Source organism: Streptomyces sp. NPDC001443 (assembly GCF_053597355.1).
In genome coordinates, this window is record NZ_JBSFIA010000033.1 from 14,067 (window position 1) to 37,737 (window position 23,671).

The window sequence follows — 23,671 nt, forward strand, 5'->3', positions numbered from 1 at the left end:
TTCACGGTTGACAGATGAGACGGTGCCCCTGGAGCGCTTGTGCGCCCCCAGGGGCACCGATGTGCGCCCGCTGCGCGCATCGCTCTGTCGCCGTGTTGAGGTCCGGGCATGAAAGCATGGGGGCCGCGGCTCAACCGGTGGGCCGTTGCCTTGGGTTGGCGATGGCACAGGACCACGGGCCAAAGCCTTCAGGGGGAGGAACGATGGCGGACAGCTTCGGACCGATGCATGACGGGGATGCGGGAGGCGTCGTCGGTATGGGCCCGGACGCAGGCACTTCGCGCAAGGAGCCGATCAGAGTCCTTGTCGTGGACGACCACGCCCTGTTCCGCCGGGGCCTGGAGATCGTGCTCGCCGCCGAGGAGGACATCCAAGTGGTGGGCGAGGCGGGCGACGGGGCCGAGGCCGTCGACAAGGCCGCCGACCTGCTGCCGGACATCATCCTGATGGACGTGCGGATGCCGAAGCGCGGGGGCATCGAGGCATGCACCTCCATTAAGGAGGTGGCGCCCAGCGCCAAGATCATCATGCTGACGATCAGCGACGAGGAAGCGGATCTCTACGAGGCGATCAAGGCCGGTGCGACCGGCTATCTGCTCAAGGAGATCTCCACCGACGAGGTGGCCACCGCCATCCGCGCGGTGGCCGACGGGCAGTCGCAGATCAGCCCCTCCATGGCGTCGAAGCTGCTCACCGAGTTCAAGTCGATGATCCAGCGCACGGACGAGCGCCGGCTGGTGCCCGCGCCCCGGCTGACGGACCGCGAGCTGGAGGTGCTCAAGCTCGTCGCCACCGGGATGAACAACCGGGACATCGCCAAGGAGCTGTTCATCTCCGAGAACACCGTGAAGAACCATGTGCGCAACATCCTGGAGAAGCTGCAGCTGCACTCCAGGATGGAGGCGGTGGTGTACGCGATGCGGGAGAAGATCCTCGAGATCCGGTGACGGCCGGACCGCAGGCGGCGGGGCGAGGCGCGGCAGCCAGGGGCAGCCCGGCAAATCCCTAGGCGAGGGCGCGGGCCAGCTCCGCGGTGAGGGGACCGCGCAGTTCGGGAGCGTCCACGCGCTCCACCCGGACGTCCGTGCAGTCCACCCAGCCCGCCGCGGACACCAGGGCCTCGGCCACCGCCGGAACGGCCTTCGGGCCGTCCAGGGTGACCTGCTTGGCGACCAGCGTGCGGCCCTCGCGGGCCGGATCCACCCGGCCGACGAGACGGCCACCGGCGAGGACCGGCATCGCGAAGTAGCCGTACACCCGCTTGGGCTTGGGGACGTAGGCCTCCAGGCGGTGGGTGAAGCCGAAGATCCGCTCCGTGCGCGCCCGCTCCCAGATCAGCGAGTCGAACGGGGACAGCAGCGTGGTGCGGTGCCGACCGCGCGGAGCGGTCTCCAGCGCCGCCGGGTCGGCCCAGGCGGGCTTGCCCCAGCCCTCCACCGTGACCGGGACCAGACCCGAATCCGCGATCACCGCGTCGAACTGCTCGCCCTTGAGACGGTGGTAGTCGGCGATGTCCGCGCGCGTACCGACGCCGAGGGACTGGCCGGCCAGACGGACCAGACGGCGCAGGCACTCGGCGTCGTCCAGCTCGTCGTGCAGCAGCGCGGCCGGGACCGCCCGCTCGGCCAGGTCGTACACCCGCTTCCAGCCGCGGCGCTCGACGCACACCACCTCGCCGTACATCAGCGCCCGCTCGACCGCGACCTTCGTGCCGGACCAGTCCCACCACTCGCTGGTCTTCTTCGCCCCGCCCAGCTCCGTCGCGGTGAGCGGACCCTCGGCGCGCAGCTGCTTGACGACCTGGTCGTAGGTGCCCTCGGGCAGCTCGTGGTTCCAGTGCGGGCGGTTGCGGTAGGCGCGGCGGCGGAAGGCGAAGTGCGGCCACTCCTCGATGGGCAGGATGCAGGCCGCGTGCGACCAGTACTCGAAGGCGTGCGTGTCCGTCCAGTAGGCGTCGTCCACGGTCCGGCGGCCCACGGCGCCCAGGCGCGCGTACGGGATGAGCTCGTGGGAGCGGGCGAGCACCGAGATGGTGTCGAGCTGCACCGCGCCGAGATGACGCAGCACACCGCGGACGCCGGCCCGGCGGTCGGGGGCGCCGAGGAAGCCCTGTGCGCGGAGCGCGATGCGGCGGGCGTCGTCCGCCGAGAGGGTGATGGGGCGCGGGGTCGTCATACATCCGCACGATAGAGGGTGGGACTGACAGCGGAAGACGACAAGGGCGTCCACAGGCGCGCGGACCGCGGGCGCGCCGACACGCGAGCACACGCGGGCACGCAGGGCACGCGGGCGTGCGGCCCACGGGTGGGCGCATGCGCGCGCCCGCCCCCGCGGCGCCGGGCCGCTCCGCAGGTCGGACTCTAGGCGGGGCGTACGGGGGCGGGCAGGTACGGCGCCGTCGACGGCAGTCCCAGGTCCGAGGGCAGCAGGGAGCCCACCCAGCAGTCCCGTCGTACGCCCTTGTTGTTGATCGCGGAGCGCAGCGTGCCCTCGACGGTGAAGCCGGTGTTCTCCGCCACCGCGCGGGAGGCGTGGTTGCCGACCTCGGCGCGCCACTCGACGCGGTCGACGGCGAGCCGGGTGAAGGCCCAGTGGGCGGCGGCGTGGGCGGCCTCGGTGGTGTAGCCGTTGCCGCGGTGCTCCTTCGTGGCCCAGAAGCCGATCTCCGCCATCCCCAGGGAGCGCATGGTGAGCGCGAGCATGCCCACCAGGTCCCCCGCGGGGAGGAACACACCGAAGGTGAACATCGAGCCGTCGGCCCAGCCGTCCGGGACCATCTGGTGCGTGAAGCCCTGGGCGTGCTCGGGAAGGTAGGGGGAGGGGATCGTGGTCCAGCGCTGGATGTCGGGATCCTGGGCTGCGCCGTACACGGCGTCGGTGTCGTCCGGGCCGACGGGGCGCAGGACCAGACGGCCGGTGGTGAGCGTGACGGGTTCCATCGGCCGATTCTGCGCGCGTCCGGCCGGCGGGCGCCATCTCTTTGCGCCGCGTGAGCCGGCGATCACATTTCGTGCAATTCGGCGGCGGGACGCGGCACCATCCGAGTGCTCCGTCCGTTGTGCCCATTGAAGACGTCCGTCGTGGTGGCGGCAGGCCTCCCGGGGTGGTGGGGTCCTCGCATACGATGGCCGTTGCTCAGTAAGTCAAATGGAAACCGACCGTCCCAGGCCCGACCGGCAAGGAGACCAACCCCCGTGTCCGTCCTCTCGAAGATCATGCGTGCAGGCGAAGGCAAGATCCTGCGAAAGCTGCACCGCATCGCGGACCAGGTCAACTCCATCGAAGAGGACTTCGTCGACCTCTCCGACGCCGAGCTGCGGGCCCTCACCGATGAGTACAAGCAGCGCTACACCGACGGTGAGAGCCTGGACGACCTGCTGCCCGAGGCCTTCGCCACGGTGCGCGAGGCCGCCAAGCGCGTCCTCGGCCAGCGGCACTACGACGTCCAGCTGATGGGCGGTGCCGCCCTGCACCTCGGCTATGTCGCCGAGATGAAGACCGGTGAGGGCAAGACCCTGGTCGGCACGCTGCCGGCCTATCTGAACGCCCTCTCCGGAGACGGCGTCCACCTCATCACGGTCAACGACTACCTGGCCGAGCGCGACTCCGAGATGATGGGTCGCGTCCACAAGTTCCTGGGCCTGGAGGTCGGCTGCATCCTGGCCAACATGACGCCGGCCCAGCGTCGCGAGCAGTACGCGTGCGACATCACGTACGGCACGAACAACGAGTTCGGCTTCGACTACCTGCGCGACAACATGGCGTGGTCGCAGGACGAACTGGTCCAGCGCGGCCACAGCTTCGCGATCGTCGACGAGGTCGACTCCATCCTGGTCGACGAGGCCCGTACGCCGCTGATCATCTCCGGCCCGGCCGACCAGGCCACCAAGTGGTACGGCGACTTCGCCAAGCTGGTCACGCGCCTGAAGAAGGGCGAGGCGGGCAACCCGCTGAAGGGCCTGGAGGAGACCGGCGACTACGACGTCGACGAGAAGAAGCGCACCGTCGCCATCCACGAGCCCGGTGTCTCCAAGGTCGAGGACTGGCTGGGTATCGACAACCTGTACGAGTCGGTGAACACCCCGCTCGTCGGTTACCTGAACAACGCCATCAAGGCCAAGGAACTCTTCAAGAAGGACAAGGACTACGTCGTCATCGACGGCGAAGTCATGATCGTCGACGAGCACACCGGCCGTATCCTCGCCGGCCGTCGCTACAACGAGGGCATGCACCAGGCGATCGAGGCGAAGGAAGGGGTGCCGATCAAGGACGAGAACCAGACGCTCGCCACGGTCACCCTGCAGAACTTCTTCCGCCTCTACACCAAGCTTTCCGGCATGACCGGTACGGCGATGACCGAGGCCGCCGAGTTCCACCAGATCTACAAGCTCGGCGTGGTCCCGATCCCGACGAACAAGCCGATGCTGCGCAAGGACCAGTCGGACCTGATCTACCGCACCGAGGTCGCCAAGTTCGACGCGGTGGTCGACGACATCGCCGAGAAGCACGAGAAGGGCCAGCCGATCCTGGTCGGCACCACCTCGGTCGAGAAGTCCGAGTACCTCTCGCAGCAGCTCAGCAAGCGCGGCATCCAGCACGAGGTGCTCAACGCCAAGCAGCACGACCGTGAGGCGACGATCGTCGCCCAGGCCGGCCGCCGGGGCGCCGTGACGGTCGCCACCAACATGGCCGGCCGTGGTACCGACATCAAGCTCGGCGGCAACCCCGAGGACCTCGCCGAGGCGGAGCTGCGCCAGCGCGGCCTCGACCCCGAGGAGCACATCGAGGAGTGGGCCGCGGCCCTGCCCGCCGCCCTGGAGCGCGCCGAGCAGGCGGTCCGGGCCGAGAAGGAGGAGGTCGAGGAGCTCGGCGGCCTCTACGTCCTCGGCACCGAGCGGCACGAGTCGCGCCGTATCGACAACCAGCTGCGCGGCCGTTCCGGCCGACAGGGCGACCCGGGCGAGTCCCGGTTCTACCTCTCCCTCGGTGACGACCTGATGCGGCTGTTCAAGGCGCAGATGGTCGAGCGCGTGATGTCGATGGCGAACGTGCCCGACGACGTGCCGATCGAGAACAAGATGGTCACGCGCGCGATCGCGTCGGCCCAGTCGCAGGTCGAGCAGCAGAACTTCGAGACCCGCAAGAACGTCCTGAAGTACGACGAGGTCCTCAACCGCCAGCGCGAGGTCATCTACGGCGAGCGGCGCCGGGTCCTGGAGGGCGAGGACCTCCAGGAGCAGGTGCAGCACTTCATGAGCGACACCATCGACGCCTACATCGCCGCGGAGACCGCCGAGGGCTTCCCGGAGGACTGGGACCTCGACCGGCTGTGGGGCGCGTTCAAGCAGCTCTACCCGGTGAAGGTCACCGTGGAGGAGCTGGAGGACGCGGCCGGTGACCGTGCCGGTCTGACCGCCGAGTTCATCTCCGAGTCCATCAAGGACGACATCAACGAGCAGTACGAGGCGCGCGAGGCGCAGCTCGGCTCCGAGATCATGCGTGAGCTGGAGCGCCGGGTCGTGCTGTCGGTCCTCGACCGCAAGTGGCGCGAGCACCTCTACGAGATGGACTACCTCCAGGAGGGCATCGGCCTGCGCGCGATGGCGCAGAAGGACCCCCTGGTCGAGTACCAGCGCGAGGGCTTCGACATGTTCACCGCGATGATGGAGGGCATCAAGGAGGAGTCCGTCGGCTACCTGTTCAACCTGGAGGTCCAGGTCGAGCAGCAGGTCGAGGAGGTCCCGGTCGAGGACGTCCAGCCGTCGCTGACGAAGGAGCCCCAGGACGTGGTCCCGGCCCAGGCCGGCGCGCGTCCCGAGATCCGAGCCAAGGGCCTGGAGGCCCCGCAGCGCCGGGACCGGCTGCACTTCTCGGCGCCCACCGTGGACGGCGAGGGCGGCATCGTCGAGGGCGACTTCGCCGACGACGACGAGCCGGTGCGCTCGGAGGCCGACGGCCTCACGCGTGCCGAGCGCCGCAAGCAGGGCCGTCGTATCGGCCGTCGCAAGAAGTGACGCATGCCCCGGGTGGGGCGAGCGTGAGCGGTGAGTCGTGAAGGGCCGGGCATCCTCGGGGTGCCCGGCCCTTCCGTCTGGGTGCGCCCGGTTCGTCGGCGTGGGGGCGTCCGGCCGGGGCGCCGTTGTCGTCGGGTTCAGCAGTCGTCCGTCCGGGGCCTGCGGGGGCCGCCCAGTTCCACCGCCGTGCAACGCCAGCGCCGGTCGGCGCCCAGCTCCAGCCGGAAGGCCATGGCCCGCAGCCGGTCGCCGGCGCCGATGCGGGCGAAGGCCTCGACGGCGCCCGGACGCGGCACGTAGTAGCCGATGTCGCGGACCACGGGGCGGCTGCCCCCGGTGCCGCGCAGGGGACCGTGCTCGGCGAGCCAGGCCAGCTCGTCGTAGGCCCGGCCGACGGTGTGCCGCAGCATGCGGTGGACCGGGTGCAGCCCGCTCAGCACCGCGAGGAGGCGCTCGGCGAAGACATCGGTGGGACGCGGCTGTGGGACCTGCCGGTGGGGCGGCCCGGCGGGTACGGCCGGGACGGTCGGTGCCGGGGACGTGACGGGCCCGACGGGGGTGACGGGCCGGGCGCGGGGCGTCGAGGTGGACGCGAGTGCCGGGGACGGTGCTGTCGCCGCCGGGGTGCGGGACGGGCCCGTGCCCGGCGCGGTGCGGGTGGGGCCGGTACCGGGGCGGCGGGTGTCGTGACGGACCGGCGGGCGGCTGCCGGTGTGGCGGCGGGTCCTGGTCATCACCTTGTTCATGTGCGTCCCCGTTCCATGGGTCCAGCGGCTCCCGGTCCGGCGGTGGGTCCGACCCGGGTGATACCGGCGGGTAACTTGCGATTGGGGATCTTGTACGGGGTCGTGGACCGCAGGAGCAAGGAAGCCGTCGCCCGGGGCGAGGGGCGCGGAAGGTTCACCTATCAGGGTGACCGAGGGGGACGTGCGGCCCGTGTTTCCGGGGGCGTGCCGGGTGAGTTCCGGGGTGCCGGGTGGACGTGTTCAGGGGGGTGGGCAGAGACCCGAAAGGGGACTCGCGCACGTATCCTGAAGGCCCTCCGGGAGGTGCGCCGTCCGGCCTCCCTCAGGTCCACCCGAGCCCCGACCACGAAAGCGGCCAGCCATGCGCGTCTACGTCCCTCTGACCCTCTCCGGTCTCGCCGAGGCGCACAAGACGGGTGAGCTGGGGGCGGAGCCGCTCGTCGCGTACGCCGTCACGCCCGGACTGCGCGAGTGGTACCTCTCCGACGACATCGAGGAACTGGAGTACGCGGCGCTGAGCCGGGCCGCGCTGGCGTCGCTGCGCCTGCTGGCCGCGGACCCCGGCGCGGCGCGGCGGCGCACCGTGGTCGCCGTCGACGTGCCCGACGGCATCGCGTCCGTCGACCCCGACCGGGGGCTCGACCCGGCCGCGCTCGGCGAGGTGCGGGTCGCCGGCGCCGTGGCGCTGGCCAAGGTGGCCTCGGTGCACGTCGACGCGCAGGACGCGGAGGCGGACGTATCGGCCGCGGCGCAGGCGCTGCCGGCGGCGGACGGCGGGGACGACGACGCGCAGTTCGTCGTGGACGGGGCCGAGGACCACGAACTGCTGTGGTTCGCGACCCAGGAGATCCAGAACCTGGTCGGGCTCGGCGGCTGAGGCCACCCGGCGGTCTCTTGGATGTCAGTGGCCGCGGGTAGCTTTTTCCCATGGGGAAGCACGAAGCTGCACACATCGTCTGGGACTGGAACGGCACGCTCTTCCACGACAACGAGGCGATCATCGGGGCGACGAACGCGGCGTTCCTGGAGCTGGGGCTCGAACCGATCACGCTGGAGCGGTACCGGGCGCTGTACTGCGTGCCGGTGCCGAAGTTCTACGAGCGGCTGATAGGGCGGCTGCCGACCGACACCGAGTGGGAGGTCATGGACGAGATCTTCCACCGGTACTACGCCGAGCACCGGGCATCCTGCGGACTGACGACGGGCGCGGTCGAACTGCTCGCGGGGTGGCGGTCGGCGGGCCGCAGCCAGTCGATCCTGAGCATGTACGTGCACGACGAGCTCGTCCCGCTGGTGCGGGGATTCGGCATCGAGTCGCACTTCGTGCGCGTCGACGGGCGGACCGGCCCGTCCGGGGGCAGCAAGGCCACACACATGGTGCGCCACCTCGGCGCGCTCACCGGGGTGGATCCCGCCCGCACGGTCGTGATCGGGGACGCGGCCGACGACGCGATGGCGGCGCTGGCCGCGGGGGCGCGGGCGGTGCTGTACACCGGGGGGTCGCACAGCCGGGCCAGTCTGGAACAGGTGGGTGTACCGGTCGTGGACACGCTGGAGGAGGCGGTCGAGGAGGCCCAGCGGGTCGCGGCCTGAGCTTCGGCCGGCGCCTGAGCCTCGGCCGGGGGCCTGTGGGCCGGGCGGCGGACGGCGCGGCGCTCCAGGAGGCGCCGCGCCGGGGGGCGGGGCCTGGGTCAGGTGACCGGTGCCTTCGCGCGCAGCACCTTCAGGAACTCGCGCATCCAGGCGGAGTGGTCCGGCCAGGCCCGCGCGGACACCAGGGTGCCGTCGACCACGGTCTCGCTGTCCTGGAAGGTGGCGCCGGCGGTCTGCATGTCCAGTTCCAGCGCCGGGTACGCCGTGACGCGGCGGCCGCGCAGGCTGTCGGTCGCCGCGGTGAGCAGGGGGCCGTGGCAGATCTGGGCGACGGGCTTGTCCGTGTCGAAGAACGACTTGAGGATCTTGCGCAGCTCGGGGTCGTTGCGCAGGTACTCGGGGGCCCGGCCGCCGGGGATGACGACGGCGACGTACTCGCCCGGGTCCACCTCGGAGAAGGCGAGGTCCGCGGGCCAGGTGTAGCCGGGCTTCTCGGTGTAGGTGTCGAAGCCCGGTTCGAAGTCGTGGACGACGAAGCGGAGGGTCTTGCGGGTGGGGGCCGCGATATGGACTTCGTAGCCTTCCTCGCGCAGGCGCTGGTAGGGGTAGAGGACCTCCAGGGACTCTGCTGCGTCGCCGGTCAGGACGAGGATTTTCGCGGGCATGTCGGGCGGCTCCCCTCGGGCGGGCGTGGGCTGTCCTGGGCAACGTGCCGGGTGCGGGCGGGGTTGCCAAGAGGCGCGGTCGATTTCAGGGTGCGTGAAGCCGGGGGCGGCGTCGACTTTTCTCGCCCCCGCCGCCCTTGCCCGTCCCACCCCGGGGGCTCCGCCCCCGGACCCCCATCGGCCTGGACGGCCTCGTCCTCAAACGCCGGACGGGCTGGGATTGGCCGGGCGGGGCGTCACCCTCGCCTCCCCCTGCGGGGCTTCGCCCCTGCACCCCTGCGGGGCTTCGCCCCTGCACCCCTGCGGGGCTTCGCCCCTGCACCCCCGCCGCCCTTGCCCGTCCCACCCCGGGGGCTCCGCCCCCGGACCCCCATCGGCCTGGACGGCCTCGTCCTCGAACGCCGGACGGGCTGGGATGTCTCACTGCATGACGGGGGCCCCTTCGCCCCTGTGCAGAGTGTCAAAGTTCCGGTCCCTGTTTTGTACACATACGGCTCATGACGGGCCCCCCGTGGGGGGCGATAGCCTTAGTGGCGTGATCAGCGCGATAGTTCGCGGGGGCATCGTCGCCCCTGCCCTGCGCCCGGGACGCACGGACCACATCCGTGACCGGGCGGCGGTCGCTGGTCCTCGCGGGCGGGACGGGGCTTCGAGAGCTCCCAGGACGCCGTACACATCACCGGGCGGGACGCGGCAGAGAGCAGCGTCACACCACGTGCGGGTGTCGAACATGGCTGATAAACCCCCGCTCATCTCACCTTGCGGCATAGCGTCGGAACCGACCGGAGACCCCGCGTCGTGGCGCTGCACCGGAAGGCGCGAGACCGTACTTCCTTCTACGTCACGCAACGGCGCGCGACAGGAGCCAGAGGACAATGCAGACCAAGCTGGACGAAGCCAAGGCCGAGCTGCTCGAGAGGGCCGCCCGGGTCGCTGAGAACAGCCCGGTCGGGGGGCACCTACCGACTGGGACGACGAAGCAGGGGGCCCCGGACCGGGACTCCGTGCTCGCGTTCCTCCAGCGTTACTACCTGCACACCGCCCCCGAGGACCTCTCCGGCCGCGACCCGGTCGACGTCTTCGGTGCCGCCTTCTCCCACTACCGCCTGGCGGAGAACCGCCCGCAGGGCACCGCCAACGTGCGGGTGCACACCCCGACGGTCGAGGAGAACGGCTGGACGTCCAGCCACTCCGTCGTCGAGGTCGTCACCGACGACATGCCCTTCCTCGTGGACTCGGTGACCAACGAGCTCACCCGTCAGGGACGCGGCATCCACGTCGTCATCCACCCGCAGGTCGTCGTCCGCCGTGACGTCACCGGCAAGCTCGTCGAGGTGCTCACCGAGCCGCCGGCCGGCGGGCTGCCGCACGACGCGCACACCGAGTCCTGGATCCACGTCGAGATCGACCGTGAGACCGACCGCGCCGACCTGAAGCAGATCACCGCCGATCTGCTGCGGGTGCTCTCCGACGTCCGCGAGGCCGTCGAGGACTGGGAGAAGATGCGGGACACGGCCGTCCGGGTCGCCGACGGGATCGTGGACGAGCCCGTGCCCGCCGACCTGGCCCGGCCCGAGGTCCAGGAGGCCCGCGAGCTGCTGCGCTGGCTGGCCGCCGACCACTTCACCTTCCTCGGCTACCGCGAGTACCAGCTGCGCGGTGACGACTCCCTCGCCGCCGTCCCGGGCACGGGTCTGGGCATCCTGCGGTCCGACCCGCACCACTCGGAGGACGAGGGCCACCCGGTGAGCCCCTCCTTCGAGCGGCTGCCCGCCGACGCCCGCGCCAAGGCCCGTGAGCACAAGCTCCTCGTGCTGACCAAGGCCAACAGCCGCTCCACCGTGCACCGGCCGTCGTACCTCGACTACGTGGGCGTGAAGAAGTTCGACGCGGACGGCAACGTCGTCGGCGAGCGGCGCTTCCTGGGCCTGTTCTCCTCCGCCGCCTACACCGAGTCCGTCACGCGCGTGCCGGTCATCCGGCGCAAGGTCGAGGAGGTACTCCAGCGCGCCGGGTTCTCGCCCAACAGCCACGACGGGCGCGACCTGCTCCAGATCCTGGAGACCTACCCGCGCGACGAGCTGTTCCAGACGCCGGTCGACGAGCTCCAGTCCATCGTCACGTCCGTGCTGTACCTCCAGGAGCGCCGCCGGCTGCGGCTCTACCTGCGCCAGGACGAATACGGGCGCTACTACTCCGCGCTCGTCTACCTGCCCCGCGACCGCTACACCACGGGTGTCCGGCTGCGGATCATCGACATCCTGAAGGAGGAGCTCGGCGGCATCAGCGTCGACTTCACCGCCTGGAACACCGAGTCGATCCTGTCCCGGCTGCACTTCGTCGTGCGCGTCCCGCAGGGCACCGAGCTGCCGCAGCTCAGCGACTCCGACAAGGACCGCATCGAGGCCCGTCTGGTGGAGGCCGCGCGGTCCTGGGCCGACGGGTTCGCCGAGGCGATGAACGCCGAGTGCGGCGAGGAGCGGGCCGCCGAGCTGCTGCGCCGCTACGGCAGCGCCTTCCCCGAGGGGTACAAGGCCGACCACACCGCGCGCGCCGCGGTCTCCGACCTCGTCCACCTGGAGCGGCTCAGCGAGGAGGCGGGCAACGACTTCTCACTCAGCCTGTACGAGCCGGTGGGCGCGGGACCCGGCGAGCGCCGCTTCAAGATCTACCGCAAGGGCGCCGCGATCTCCCTCTCCGCGGTGCTGCCGGTCCTCAACCGGCTCGGCGTCGAGGTGATCGACGAGCGGCCGTACGAGCTGCGCTGCTCGGACCGCAAGAGCTCCTGGATCTACGACTTCGGTCTGCGGATCCCCAAGTCGCTGGGCGGCGGCAACGGCGACTACCTGGGCGAGGACGGCCGTGAGCGCTTCCAGCAGGCGTTCGAGGCCACCTGGACCGGCAAGGCGGAGAACGACGGCTTCAACGCCCTCGTGCTGAGCGCCGGGCTGAGCTGGCGGCAGGCGATGGTGCTGCGGGCGTACGCCAAGTACCTGCGCCAGGCGGGCTCCACCTTCAGCCAGGACTACATGGAGGACACCCTCCGCAACAACGTCCACACCACCCGGCTGCTGGTCTCCCTCTTCGAGGCGCGGATGGCGCCGGAGCGCCAGAGCGCCGGCCTGGAGATCGTCGACGCCCTCCTGGAGGAGCTCGACGCCGCCCTCGACCAGGTGGCCTCCCTCGACGAGGACCGGATCCTGCGGTCCTTCCTCACCGTGATCAAGGCGACCCTGCGCACGAACTTCTTCCAGGAGGCCGAGCCGGGCGTGCCGCACGCCTACGTCTCCATGAAGTTCGACCCGCAGGCGATCCCCGACCTTCCGGCGCCGCGTCCGGCGTTCGAGATCTGGGTGTACTCGCCGCGGGTGGAGGGCGTGCACCTGCGCTTCGGCAAGGTCGCGCGCGGTGGTCTGCGTTGGTCCGACCGGCGCGAGGACTTCCGGACCGAGATCCTGGGCCTGGTCAAGGCGCAGATGGTCAAGAACACCGTCATCGTGCCCGTCGGCGCCAAGGGCGGCTTCGTCGCCAAGCAGCTGCCGGACCCGGCCGTCGACCGGGACGCGTGGCTGGCCGAGGGCATCGCCAGCTACCGGACGTTCATCTCGGCGCTGCTGGACATCACCGACAACATGGTGGCCGGCGAGGTCGTGCCCCCGGCGGACGTCGTACGGCACGACGAGGACGACACCTACCTGGTGGTCGCGGCCGACAAGGGCACGGCGACGTTCTCGGACATCGCCAACGAGGTCGCGCAGTCGTACGACTTCTGGCTCGGCGACGCCTTCGCCTCCGGCGGCTCGGCGGGCTACGACCACAAGGCCATGGGCATCACCGCCCGCGGCGCCTGGGAGTCGGTGAAACGGCACTTCCGCGAGCTGGGCGTGAACACCCAGGTCGAGGACTTCACGGTCGTCGGCATCGGTGACATGTCCGGTGACGTGTTCGGCAACGGCATGCTGCTGAGCGAGCACATCCGCCTGGTCGCCGCCTTCGACCACCGGCACATCTTCATCGACCCGAACCCGGACGCGGCCACCTCCTACGCCGAGCGCCGCCGTCTGTTCGAGCTGCCGCGCAGCTCGTGGGCCGACTACGACAGCGAGCTGATCTCCGCGGGCGGCGGTGTCTTCCCGCGCACGGCGAAGTCCATCCCGGTCAACGCCCACATCCGCGAGGCGCTCGGCATCGAGGCCAAGGTCGCCAAGCTGACCCCCGCCGACCTGATGAAGGCGATCCTCCAGTCCCCGGTGGACCTGCTGTGGAACGGCGGCATCGGTACGTACGTCAAGGCGTCCACCGAGAGCCAGGCGGACGTCGGCGACAAGGGCAACGACGCCATCCGCGTCGACGGCCGCGACCTTCGGGTCAAGGTCGTCGGCGAGGGCGGCAACCTGGGTCTGACCCAGCTCGGCCGGATCGAGTTCGCGCTCCAGGGCGGCCGGATCAACACCGACGCCATCGACAACAGCGCCGGCGTGGACACCTCCGACCACGAGGTGAACATCAAGATCCTGCTCAACGGTCTGGTCACGGAGGGTGACATGACCGTCAAGCAGCGCAACAAGCTGCTCGCCGAGATGACCGACGAGGTCGGCGCCCTGGTCCTGCGCAACAACTACGCGCAGAACACGGCGATCGCCAACGCCCTCGCCCAGTCCAAGGACATGCTGCACGCGCAGCAGCGCTTCCTGCGCCACCTGGTGCGCGAGGGCCACCTCGACCGGGCCCTGGAGTTCCTGCCCACCGACCGCCAGATCCGCGAGCGCCTCAACACCGGCCAGGGCCTGACCAGCCCGGAGACGGCCGTCCTGCTGGCGTACACGAAGATCACGGTCGCCGAGGAGCTGCTGCACACCTCGCTGCCCGACGACCCGTACCTGCGCGGCCTGCTGTACGCGTACTTCCCGACGGCCCTGCGCGAGCAGTTCGCCGAGTTCGTCGACAGCCACCCGCTGCGCCGTGAGATCACCACGACCGTGCTGGTCAACGACACGGTCAACACCGGTGGCACCACCTATCTGCACCGGATGCGCGAGGAGACCGGCGCGTCGCTGGAGGAGATCGTCCGGGCGCAGACCGCGGCCCGCGCGATCTTCCGCGCGGCTCCCGTGTGGGACGCGGTCGAGGACCTCGACAACAAGGTCGACGCCGTGGTCCAGACCCGGATCCGGCTGCACTCGCGCCGCCTGGTCGAGCGCGGCACCCGCTGGCTGCTCAACAACCGGCCGCAGCCGCTCCAGCTCGCCGAGACGGTCGAGTTCTTCGCCGAGCGGGTCGAGCAGGTCTGGCAGCAGCTGCCGAAGCTGCTGCGCGGCGCGGACCTGGAGTGGTACCAGCACGTCTACGACGAGCTGACGGGCGCGGGCGTCCCGGACGAGCTGGCCACGCGGGTGGCCGGGTTCTCCTCCGCCTTCCCGGCCCTCGACGTGGTCTCGGTCGCCGACCGCATGGGCAAGGAGCCGCTGGACGTCGCCGACGTCTACTACGACCTCGCCGACCGTCTGCACATCACCCAGCTCATGGACCGCATCATCGAGCTGCCCCGTGCGGACCGCTGGCAGTCCATGGCCCGCGCCTCCATCCGCGAGGACCTGTACGCGGCCCACTCGGCCCTCACCGCGGACGTCCTGGCCGTCGGCAACGGCACCTCGACGCCGGAGCAGCGCTTCGAGGCGTGGCAGGAGAAGAACGCGGCGATCCTGGGCCGGGCGCGCACGACGCTGGAGGAGATCCAGGGTTCGGACATGTTCGATTTGGCCAACCTGTCGGTGGCCATGCGGACCATGCGGACGCTGCTGCGCACGCACTCGTAGCGCACGGTCCCGCCACACGAGAGGGGGAGCCCCGGCCACAGCGGCCGGGGCTCCCCCCTTTCGGTTTCCTTTCGTGATGTCTGTCGCGATTAAGTTAAAGTGTCGCGAATGACGGTGAATACGTCGTTCCGGTCCGGTGCGCGGCGCATTGCATAGGGCGACCGCGGCCCTGGCGCCCGCGGTCGCGGCGCTCGTCCTGGTTCTCCTGCTCCTGGTGATCGTCCGCCTGCCCTGGGCGGGCGATCTCGGCATGCACGCGGCGACCGTGGAGCGTCTGCGGCACCACCTGGCCGATCCGGGCAACCCGCTGGTCGACGCCGACACGCCGAGCCCGTACTACTCGCCGTGGACCCTGCTGCTGGGGTGCCTCGCGCGGGTGACGGGGTGGCCGGTCTTCGCCGTCCTGCGCGTCGGGGCATTCGTCGCGCTCGGCCTGCTGGTGACCGGGGTCTGGCGGTACGTGCGGACGCTGAGCCGGCATCCCGCGGCACCCGCGCTGGTGCTGCTGTGCCTGGTGTTCCTCTGGGGCACGACCCTGTTCGAGTGGAGCGGCTTCCTCGGTCTGAACTCCCTCGCGCTGACCGTGTCGTATCCCAGCGTGCTGGCGCTCGGGCTCGCCTTCCACTTCTGGGCGTGGCTGGCGCGGGCGCTGCGGGAGACCGGTGGGTGGGGGGCCTGGCTCGGGCTCGGGGCGCTGTGGGCGGTGATCCTGCTCTGCCACCAGTTCTCGGGGGTCGTGGCCTCGCTGGGCGCGCTCGCCACGGTGCTCGGCGCGCGGCCCGCGCGGGCGGTGTGGGGCCGGGCGGCGGCGGGCCTGCCTCTGGGGCTGCTGGTGCTGTGGCTGTGGCCGTACTACGACTTCTTCGCGCTGTTCGGGGCCGGTTCGGGGCTGGAGTCGGTGCACCGGGCGCTGTACCGGGACCTGGTGGGACGGTTCTGGCTGGTGCTGCTCGGGGTGGTGGCGCTGGGGCTGCGGTGGCGGCGCGACCGGTGGGATCCGCTGGTCCTGTTCTTCGCGCTCGGGCTCGTGGTGTGCGCGGGGGGCTGGCTGAGCGGGCACTACTCCTGGGGCCGTGCGCTGCCCGCGGTGCTGATCCCGGCGCAGACCGCCGCCGCGCTGGAGACGGTGACGGCCGGACGGCGCCGGGCGCGGACCGCGTGGGCGTGCGTGCTCGGCGCGGCGCTGGTGGTGGGGGCGTGGACCCAGGCCGGGACGCTGGGGTACGTGGTCCCGCGCGGACGGCTGCCCGAGGCGGTGGCGGCGAAGTACCGGCAGCCATGGGCGGGGTACCGGTGGATCACCCCGTGGGTGCGGTACGGGGACGTGGTGCTGGCCCGGACGTCCGAGGCACGGCAGATCCCGGCCTACGGGCCCTACACCGTGGCTCCCGGGTACCCAGACTTCTTCCTGCCGGACGAGGCCCGGCGGGCGGACGCGGTGCGCAGGTACTTCGCGGCGGGGACGGTACCGGGGGTACGGGAGGACATCGTCCGGGCGTACGGGGTGCGGTGGGTGGTGGACCGGGGTGCCCTGCGGGAGACCGACGGGCTGCGCAGGGTGGCCCGGGGACCGGGCGGACAGGTGCTGTACGCCGTCGTGCCGTGACACCACCCGCCGGTCGGCTTCCGTGGGTCGGCCTTCGTGGGTCGGCTTCCGCGGGACGGCTTCCGCCGGTCGGCTTCCGTGGGTCGGCCTTCGTGGGTCGGCTTCCGTGGGTCGGCTTCCGTGGGTCGGCTTCCGTGGGACGGCTTCCGCCGGTCGGCTTCCGCCGGTCGGCTTCCGTGGGTCGGCCTTCGTGGGTCGGCTCCCGTTTCCCGGCCCTCGTAGACCGGCCCCCGTAGGCCGGATTCCGTCGGACGGCTTCCGGGGCCGGTCCGTGCGACCGGCCTCGTCGCCGTGCGGCGCCGTCACCTCAGCGCGCTGCGTACCAGGCGGGCCGCCCGTCGTACCTTCGGCGGTGCCACCTTCTGCGCCAGCGGCCGTACGACGCGTGCGGTCATGCCCACCGGGGCCCACCGCACCTGGAGACGGCCCGGGTTGCGGCCCTCCGGTTCCACCGTCACCCGGTGGGGCGAGGTGCCCGAGCGGTAGCCGACGCGGGCGGTGAGGGTCGGGAAGTCGAGCGGCGCCAGGAGGATCGAGGTGTGCGGAAGGCCGTTCTGTTCGAGGCGGAGCAGCGGGTGACGCACCCCGGCGAAGCCCTGGAGGGGCGGGGCGGCCGCCACGAGATCGAGGTGGACGTGTCCTTCGAAGACGCCGGGGCGGACCGGGAGCAGTCGGAAGGGGACCGTGAGCCGCCGGCCGGGGGTGAGCAGGAGGCAGGCGCGCTGCGGACCGACGGCCAGCCGCAGGCCCGGGTCGTAGGTGCGCACGGCCAGGTCGAGCGAGGCGCCGGGACCCGGGGTCAGCTCGACGATCTCGTGCCGCAGCAGCGCGCCCGGGAAGGGGCGGGTGTCCAGTTCCAGGTCCGTGACGTCCAGTTCACGGCGGGAGCGCGGGCCCTGCGCGACCGTGTCGCCCCAGTAGGTCCGGCCCTGCGCGTCCGCGGTCACCGTCCTCGGGGCCACCCCGTGGCCCAGGCCCCGGGCCGCGACCCGGACCTGCGCCGTGCGGCCCTCGCGGACCAGTTGGAGGACCACCCGCTCGGTCCGCGGCAGCCGGGCGTACGCGCCGGGCGCGAGCGTCGCCAGATACGGGTTCACGATCTGCGCGAACGACTCCAGCCACGCGTCGTCCCGGTAGGGCAGGTCCCCGGCGTACATCCGGAAGTCGTGCTTGAGGAACTTGTAGTCCTTGTCCTCGCGCAGCGACTCGTGCCCGCTCTCGGCGAGGAAGGCGTCGATCAGCCGCTGCACCCGGACGCGGTCGGCGACGTTGCCGAGCTTGTGCCGCTGGTTGGAGATCGACCTCGACCCCGCGTCCGCGTACGGCTCGATGTACCAGCGGTAGACCGGCTTCGGGACGATCGTGAACTCCTTGGCGAGGCAGTACGCCTGCGCCGTGAACAGCTGGTCCTCGTAGTGGATGCCCTCGGGGAAGCGCAGACCGTGCCGGTCGAGGAAGGCGCGCGCGTACATCTTGCTCGTGGACAGGTGTTCGAACAGCAGCCGCGGGTCGGCCTCGATGCCCTCCACCGTGCGGCGCCGGTCGACCAGGTGGGGCATCCAGGTGGACCGGCGCCCGGTGTCGATGCGCACCCGCTGCACGGCGCCCATCGTGAAGTCGACCTCGCGCTCGCGGTGGGCGGCCAGCAGCAGTTCGACGGCGTCGGCCGGAAGCTCGTCGTCGCTGTCCAGGAACATCAGGTACGGGGCGCGGGCGATCTCCAGCGCGCGGTTGCGCGGGGCGCTGCACCCGCCGCTGTTCTCGGGCAGCCGCAGGTACAGGATCCGCGGGTCCTCGGCCGCCAGCCGACGGGCCACCTCCGGGGTGGCGTCGGTGGAGTGGTCGTCGCTGATGATGATCTCGATGTCGGCGTGCGTCTGGCGGCGCAGCGAGGCGACGGCGCGCGGGAGGCGCTCGGCGTCGTTGTAGACGATCACCGTGACCGTGACATCGGGGGCGTCGGAGGTGTCGACGGCGTCGGCGGGGTGCGGGGCGTCGGGGGCGGTCTCGGGCGTGGTCATCGGGCGTCCGCCTCCTGCGGGGTCGGGGCCGGGGTCCGCTCGTCGACGGGGACCGGCCGGGGCAGCGACTGCTCGCTCTCGCCGAGGAAGACCCGGCGGACGACCCGCTCGGTGGCGCGTCCGTCGTCGTACGCGCAGAAGCGGCGCCGGAAGGCGGCCCGCGCCTTCGCCGCGCGCTCGTCGCGCCAGGCGTCCGAGACGAGGATCTCGGTCAGTTCCTCCTGGGTGCGGGCCACCTGGCCCGGCGCCTCGGCCGTCAGGTCGAAGTAGACGCCCCGGGTCGTCGCGTACGTCTCCCAGTCGTCGGCGTAGATCACGATCGGGCGGTCGAGGTTGGCGTAGTCGAACATGATGGACGAGTAGTCCGTGACCAGCGCGTCGGCGGCCAGGGCGAGTTCCTCGACCGGGTCGTAGCAGGAGACGTCGATGATGCGCCCGGTGCGGCGCAGGCCGGCCAGGGGCGAGGCCGAACCGTCGTAGAAGTAGTGGCCGCGGACGAGCAGGACGGTGTCCTCGCCGAGCCGGTCGGCGAGGGCGGCGAGGTCCAGGCGCGGGGTCCAGCCGGCCTCGTAGTCGCGGTGGGTGGGGGCGTACAGGACGGCCCGTCGGCCGGGCGCGATGCCCAGGCGGGCACGGACCGCGCGGACGTCCGCCGCGGTGGCCGTGTAATAGACGTCGTTGCGCGGGTAGCCGTGGTCCAGGGAGACGTAGCGGGACGGGTAGGCGCGTTCCCACATCCGGGTGGAGTGGCTGTTGGCGGAGACGCTGTAGTCCCACTTGTCGACGCGGGCCAGCAGCGCGGCGAAGTCGATGCCCTGCGCGGCGGCCGGGAAGCGCAGCTGGTCCAGGCCCATGTGCTTGAGCGGGGTGCCGTGGTGGGTCTGGAGATGGACCGCGTCCGGGCGTTTGATCACCGCGTCGGCGAAGTTGACGTTGTTGACCAGGTACTTGGCGCTCGCCAGGACGTCCCAGTAGCGGGGGGTGTTGGGGACGACGTGGTCCGTGCCGGGCGGCAGCAGCGCGGCGTTCGCCGCCGACACCACCCACACCTGGTGGATGTGCGGGGCGAGTTCGGTGAGCCCGGCGGCGATCGCGGCCGGGTTGCAGGCGATCCCGCGGTTCCAGTAGGCGGAGAACACCGCGAGGCCGGGGTCGACCGGGCGGCCGAGCGCGCTGCGGTACCGGTGGTCACGGAACTTCGCGCCGATCCGGCGGCCCTGGGTGCGCACGGCCGACCTGGCCGCGCGGCGCGTGCGGTTGGCGGCCTGGAAGGCCCGGTACTTGGTGTACGCGCCCTCTTCCAGGAGGGCACGGCGTACGCCCTCGAAGCCGGCCGGGTGCTGGTGGCGCTCCGGGCGCCCGCGGACCGCGGCGAGCGAGGCCCGCCGGAAGAACTCCCGTGCCACCGTTTCCGGCATCGCCGAGCGGGCGAAGGTGCGCAGGCAGTCCTGGACCATCACGTCGTACAGCACGGCGTGCGGGCCGGGGCGGTCCGGCGTGGTCCGGGTGAGGAGCGACTCGTAGCGGTCGATCATGGCGAAGCGTTCCTGCGGGGTGACCCGGGGGAGGCTCTCCGGGCGTGGCTCGCGGTACTCGTACGCGATGTGGGGCAGGCAGGCGACGCGCTCGGCGTGCAGCAGGGCGGCGTGGGCGGCGAACGGCTCGTCGTCCGTGCCGAGGTCCTTCGCGTGCGCCCGCCAGAAGTCGGCGCGGACGGCCCGGTTGCCGAGCAGCGGGGCGAGCCGCAGCAACTGCGGGGCCTGGTCGAGGACGACGGCGGTCCGGCCCGTGCGGGCCAGCAGCAGACCGTCCGGGGAGGGCGCTCCCGTCGTCTGCCAGGTGGAACGGACGTGGTCGAAGAGGAGTACGTCCACCGGGTCCGGCGACGCGGTCAGTTCGGCGGCCCGCTCGGCGACCGTGTGCGGGGCGTCGGCCGGCAGTCCGTCGCCGGCCCGGACGAAGTGCAGCCAGCGACCGGACGCCCGCGCGGCTCCCGCGGCCCTGGCCTCGGCGTCCCCGGTGCCGGCCGGCAGGGGCAGCACGGTCAGCTCGGACGCGTGCCCCTGGGCGGTCTCATGGGCCCAGTCGCCCACCGCGGCGACGATCACCTCGACGTCCGGGAGCGGATGGGCGGCCAGGCCGTCGAGGAGGGCGGCCAGCCGGCCCTGGGTGTTCGGGCCGTGGACGATGACGCTGAGCTCGGGCATCGCGGCGATCTCCTTCGCGTGGTGACCTCTCGTCGTCGTCCGCCTTCGGTCGGTCGGGCGCACCTTTCCGGACATACTGTCACTGATCGGATGAAAAGGTTGAAAGTGGCTGCGGCGATCGGTGCGATTGGCCCGAATGGTCCGGGTGCCGGAAACGGCGCGGCCCGGCCGCGATCGTGACCGGTGTCACGATCGCGGCCGGGCCGCGGCACGCTCGGATCAGGAGGGTACGGGGATCTTCTGCTGCCGCAGTTCGGCCTGGGTCTCCCGCAGCGGCCGCGGCGCCTTGCCGTTGCCGTTGGTGAACTCCTCGTACTGGTCCATGACCTCTTCCGTGGGCCCGTCCATGAGCAGTTCGCCGCGCTCCAGCCACAGGACCCGGTCGCAGGTGTCGCGGATCGACTTGGAGCTGTGGCTGACCAGGAACACGGTGCCGGCCTCCTTGCGCAGCTCGCGGATGCGCTCCTCGGAGCGCCGCTGGAACTTGCGGTCGCCGGTGGCCAGCGCCTCGTCGATCATCAGGACGTCGTGGTCCTTGGCGGCGGCGATGGAGAAGCGCAGCCGGGCGCCCATGCCGGAGGAGTAGGTACGCATCGGCAGGCTGATGAAGTCGCCCTTCTCGTTGATGCCGGAGAAGTCGACGATCGACTGGTAGCGCTCCTTGATCTCCTCACGGGACATGCCCATGGCGAGACCGCCCAGGATGACGTTCCGCTCGCCGGTGAGGTCGCCCATCAGGGCCGCGTTGACGCCGAGCAGCGAGGGCTGGCCGTCGGTGTACACCCGGCCGGTCTCGGGCGGCAGCAGGCCGGCGATGGCCCGCAGCAGGGTCGACTTGCCGGAACCGTTGGTGCCGACCAGGCCGATGGCCTCGCCACGGTAGGCGACGAAGGACACGTCCTTGACCGCGTGCACCTTGCGCACGCCCGCCGCCTTCTCGGTCTTGCCGCGGCGCACGATGCGGTTGAGCGCGGCGGTCGCGGTGCCGCGGCCGGTGCCGGTGCCGTTGACCCGGTAGACGATGTTGACGCGGTCGGCGACGACGGTGGGGATCCGTTCGCCTGCGGAAGTCGGGGAAGTCGGGTTCTCAGCCACGGCCGTACGTCTCCTCAGCCTTCCAGAAGTAGATGAAGCCACCGACGCCCGCGACCAGCGCCCAGCCCACCGAGACCAGCCACACGTGCGGCGGCAGCTGGCTCGCGTGGAAGCTGTCGATCAGGGCGAAGCGCATCAGGTCGATGTAGACCGCGGCGGGGTTGCACTGGAGCGCCGTCATCGCCCAGTGGGGCAGATCGTCGTTGCTGAGCACCTTGTCGATGCTCCACATCACGCCGGAGACGTACATCCAGGTGCGCAGGATGAACGGCATCAGCTGCGCGATGTCCGGGGTCTTCGCGCCCATCCGGGCCATGACCATCGACACACCGGTGTTGAACGTGAACTGCAGCGCCAGGGCGGGCAGCACCAGCAGCCAGGACATGCTGACCGGCACACCGAAGCAGAGCAGGATGACGATCAGTGCGACCATCGAGAACAGCAGCTGCTGGAGCTGCTGGAGGCAGAAGGAGATCGGCAGGGCCGCCCGCGGGAAGTGCAGGGCTCGTACGAGGCCGATGTTGCCGGAGATCGCCCGGGTGCCCGCCATGATCGAGCTCTGGGTGAACGTCCAGACGAACACACCCGTGACAAGGAACGGCACGAAGTCGGGGACGCCGTGCGAGGTGCCCAGCAGCATGCCGAAGATGAAGTAGTACACCGCCGCGTTCAGCAGCGGGTTCATCACTTGCCAGAGTTGCCCCAGCTTCGCCTGGCTGTACTGTGCGGTGAGTTTGGCGGTGGCGAAAGCACTGATGAAGTGGCGTCGCGCCCAGAGCTGACGGATGTACTCCGGCAGGGAGGGGCGGGCACCACTGACCGAGAGGCCGTGGCGGGCGGCCAGGGCCGAGAGGTCGTCGTCGGCCGGGGCCGGGCTGGGGGGCGGTGTGTGGAGGACCTGGCTCACATCCGCTGCTTTCGTTCGGGGGGAGGGGGTGGGTGCGTCCGGCCGGGAACCGGGGCCGTCGCCCGTGGTTTCCCGACGTTTTTCTGTGCATTTACTCACGTCGGGACGGCACCGTATCGTCGCAACGTGAGCGTAGGACGACTTGGCGTCGGAACGCAACCGTTTCGTCGTGACGAACTACGCGAGGACGAGACCGTATCGACGCCGGGCCGAGATGTTTCGCGGGCGGGGGGCGCCGGGTGACGGCGGGTGATGTGCGGGGCGTCCGGGGGACGAGATCGTCGCCGCACCCGGCTTTGCGTGGGGACGGGACCGTATCGTCGTAACGCCCTATGCTGTTCGGCATGACGACGAACGCCGAGGAGTCCCAGACGCGTCCGCGCCGCCGCACCCCGGCGGGAGCCGCTGTACTCCGCGAGGATGTGACGGAGGCCATTCGTGCGGCCGTCTTCGAGGAGCTCGCGGCCGTCGGCTACGCGCGGATGTCGATCGAGGGCATCGCCCGTCGGGCGGGGGTCGGCAAGACGGCGGTGTACCGCCGCTGGCGCTCCAAGCTCCATGTGGTCCTCGACGTCGTCTCGGCGATCGCCGTGCAGGGCCTGCCCACCCCGGACACGGGGTCCCTGGAGGGCGACCTGCGGCTGCTGTACGAGATGACCTCCCGGGCGCTGCGCCACCCGGTGGCCTCGCAGATCATCCCGGACCTCCAGGCCGAGGCGGCCCGCAACCCCGAGATCGCCGAGGCCGTGCAGAACACGCTGCGCGAGGGGCAGGAGGGCGTCGCCAGCGGGATCGTCGCGGCGGCGAAGCGGCGCGGCGAGGTCCGGGCGGGCATCGACGAGGAGCTCGCCCTCGACCTGGTCTCCGGGCCGCTGTACTGGCGCTCGGTGGTGATCCGCAGCCCGAAGCTCCCCAAGGGATACCTGGGGGGCCTGGCACGAGCGACCACGGCGGCACTCAAGGCCCTGTGATCCGCCCGGCGGCGACCTTCCGCCGGTCAC

Annotated in this window: 15 protein-coding genes; 7 read left to right on the forward strand and 8 right to left on the reverse strand. The window is 71.3% G+C overall.

The window, feature by feature from the left end; genetic code table 11:
• Positions 1-203: 203 nt before the first annotated feature.
• A complete protein-coding gene (locus ACWC24_RS29110) occupies positions 204-947 on the forward strand; it encodes a response regulator (protein ID WP_152893678.1) in 744 nt (247 codons plus the stop codon).
• 58 nt (positions 948-1,005) lie between these two features.
• Here ACWC24_RS29110 and ACWC24_RS29115 read toward each other — a convergent pair whose 3' ends face one another.
• A complete protein-coding gene (locus ACWC24_RS29115) occupies positions 1,006-2,175 on the reverse strand; it encodes a winged helix-turn-helix domain-containing protein (RefSeq protein WP_450665862.1) in 1,170 nt (389 codons plus the stop codon).
• 185 nt (positions 2,176-2,360) lie between these two features.
• Positions 2,361-2,939 carry a GNAT family N-acetyltransferase gene (locus tag ACWC24_RS29120; RefSeq protein ID WP_450665863.1) on the reverse strand — a complete coding sequence of 193 codons (579 nt, stop codon included), beginning with the start codon at positions 2,937-2,939 and terminating at the stop codon, positions 2,361-2,363.
• 255 nt (positions 2,940-3,194) lie between these two features.
• Here ACWC24_RS29120 and secA point away from each other — a divergent pair, with 255 nt between their 5' ends.
• Entirely contained in the window at positions 3,195-6,014 is a 2,820-nt protein-coding gene (gene secA / locus ACWC24_RS29125) for a preprotein translocase subunit SecA (RefSeq protein WP_450665864.1), read from the forward strand.
• Between the two features lie 137 nt (positions 6,015-6,151).
• Here the strand turns inward: secA and ACWC24_RS29130 are convergent, their stop codons facing one another.
• On the reverse strand, positions 6,152-6,760 hold the full coding sequence (locus ACWC24_RS29130) for an Rv3235 family protein (protein ID WP_450665865.1): 609 nt from the start codon (positions 6,758-6,760) through the stop codon (positions 6,152-6,154).
• A gap of 361 nt (positions 6,761-7,121) precedes the next feature.
• Here ACWC24_RS29130 and ACWC24_RS29135 point away from each other — a divergent pair, with 361 nt between their 5' ends.
• Both ACWC24_RS29135 and ACWC24_RS29140 read left to right on the forward strand, forming a co-directional pair.
• Positions 7,122-7,637, forward strand: a complete 516-nt coding sequence (locus tag ACWC24_RS29135) for a DUF6912 family protein (protein ID WP_450665866.1) — start codon at positions 7,122-7,124, stop codon at positions 7,635-7,637.
• 50 nt (positions 7,638-7,687) lie between these two features.
• The gene (locus ACWC24_RS29140; protein WP_450665867.1) at positions 7,688-8,353 is read left to right on the forward strand and encodes an HAD family hydrolase; all 666 of its coding nucleotides are present in this window, start codon (positions 7,688-7,690) and stop codon (positions 8,351-8,353) included.
• A gap of 98 nt (positions 8,354-8,451) precedes the next feature.
• On the opposite strand, the gene ACWC24_RS29145 is transcribed toward ACWC24_RS29140, so the two are convergent.
• The gene (locus ACWC24_RS29145; RefSeq protein WP_450665868.1) at positions 8,452-9,018 is read right to left on the reverse strand and encodes a DJ-1/PfpI family protein; all 567 of its coding nucleotides are present in this window, start codon (positions 9,016-9,018) and stop codon (positions 8,452-8,454) included.
• 875 nt (positions 9,019-9,893) lie between these two features.
• Here ACWC24_RS29145 and ACWC24_RS29150 point away from each other — a divergent pair.
• Complete coding sequence (locus ACWC24_RS29150; protein WP_450665869.1) at positions 9,894-14,834, forward strand: NAD-glutamate dehydrogenase; 4,941 nt, start codon at positions 9,894-9,896, stop codon at positions 14,832-14,834.
• Between the two features lie 148 nt (positions 14,835-14,982).
• Positions 14,983-16,440 carry a hypothetical protein gene (locus ACWC24_RS29155; protein WP_450665870.1) on the forward strand — a complete coding sequence of 486 codons (1,458 nt, stop codon included), beginning with the start codon at positions 14,983-14,985 and terminating at the stop codon, positions 16,438-16,440.
• A 302-nt stretch (positions 16,441-16,742) separates the two neighbouring features.
• Here ACWC24_RS29155 and ACWC24_RS29160 read toward each other — a convergent pair whose 3' ends face one another.
• From ACWC24_RS29160 to ACWC24_RS29175, 4 genes are all read right to left on the reverse strand, one after another.
• Complete coding sequence (locus ACWC24_RS29160) at positions 16,743-18,461, reverse strand: glycosyltransferase family 2 protein (RefSeq protein WP_450665871.1); 1,719 nt, start codon at positions 18,459-18,461, stop codon at positions 16,743-16,745.
• A complete protein-coding gene (locus ACWC24_RS29165) occupies positions 18,458-20,668 on the reverse strand; it encodes a CDP-glycerol glycerophosphotransferase family protein (RefSeq protein ID WP_450665872.1) in 2,211 nt (736 codons plus the stop codon). Before ACWC24_RS29165 ends, ACWC24_RS29160 begins: the two co-directional genes overlap by 4 nt.
• A 219-nt stretch (positions 20,669-20,887) precedes the next feature.
• The gene (locus ACWC24_RS29170) at positions 20,888-21,763 is read right to left on the reverse strand and encodes an ABC transporter ATP-binding protein (RefSeq protein ID WP_450665873.1); all 876 of its coding nucleotides are present in this window, start codon (positions 21,761-21,763) and stop codon (positions 20,888-20,890) included.
• Positions 21,756-22,670 (reverse strand): ABC transporter permease, encoded by a 915-nt coding sequence (locus tag ACWC24_RS29175; protein WP_450665874.1) that lies wholly within the window; start codon positions 22,668-22,670, stop codon positions 21,756-21,758. Before ACWC24_RS29175 ends, ACWC24_RS29170 begins: the two co-directional genes overlap by 8 nt.
• Positions 22,671-23,002: 332 nt before the next feature.
• Between ACWC24_RS29175 and ACWC24_RS29180 the strand changes: the two genes are divergently transcribed.
• Entirely contained in the window at positions 23,003-23,641 is a 639-nt protein-coding gene (locus ACWC24_RS29180) for a TetR/AcrR family transcriptional regulator (protein WP_450665875.1), read from the forward strand.
• Positions 23,642-23,671 lie beyond the last annotated feature (30 nt).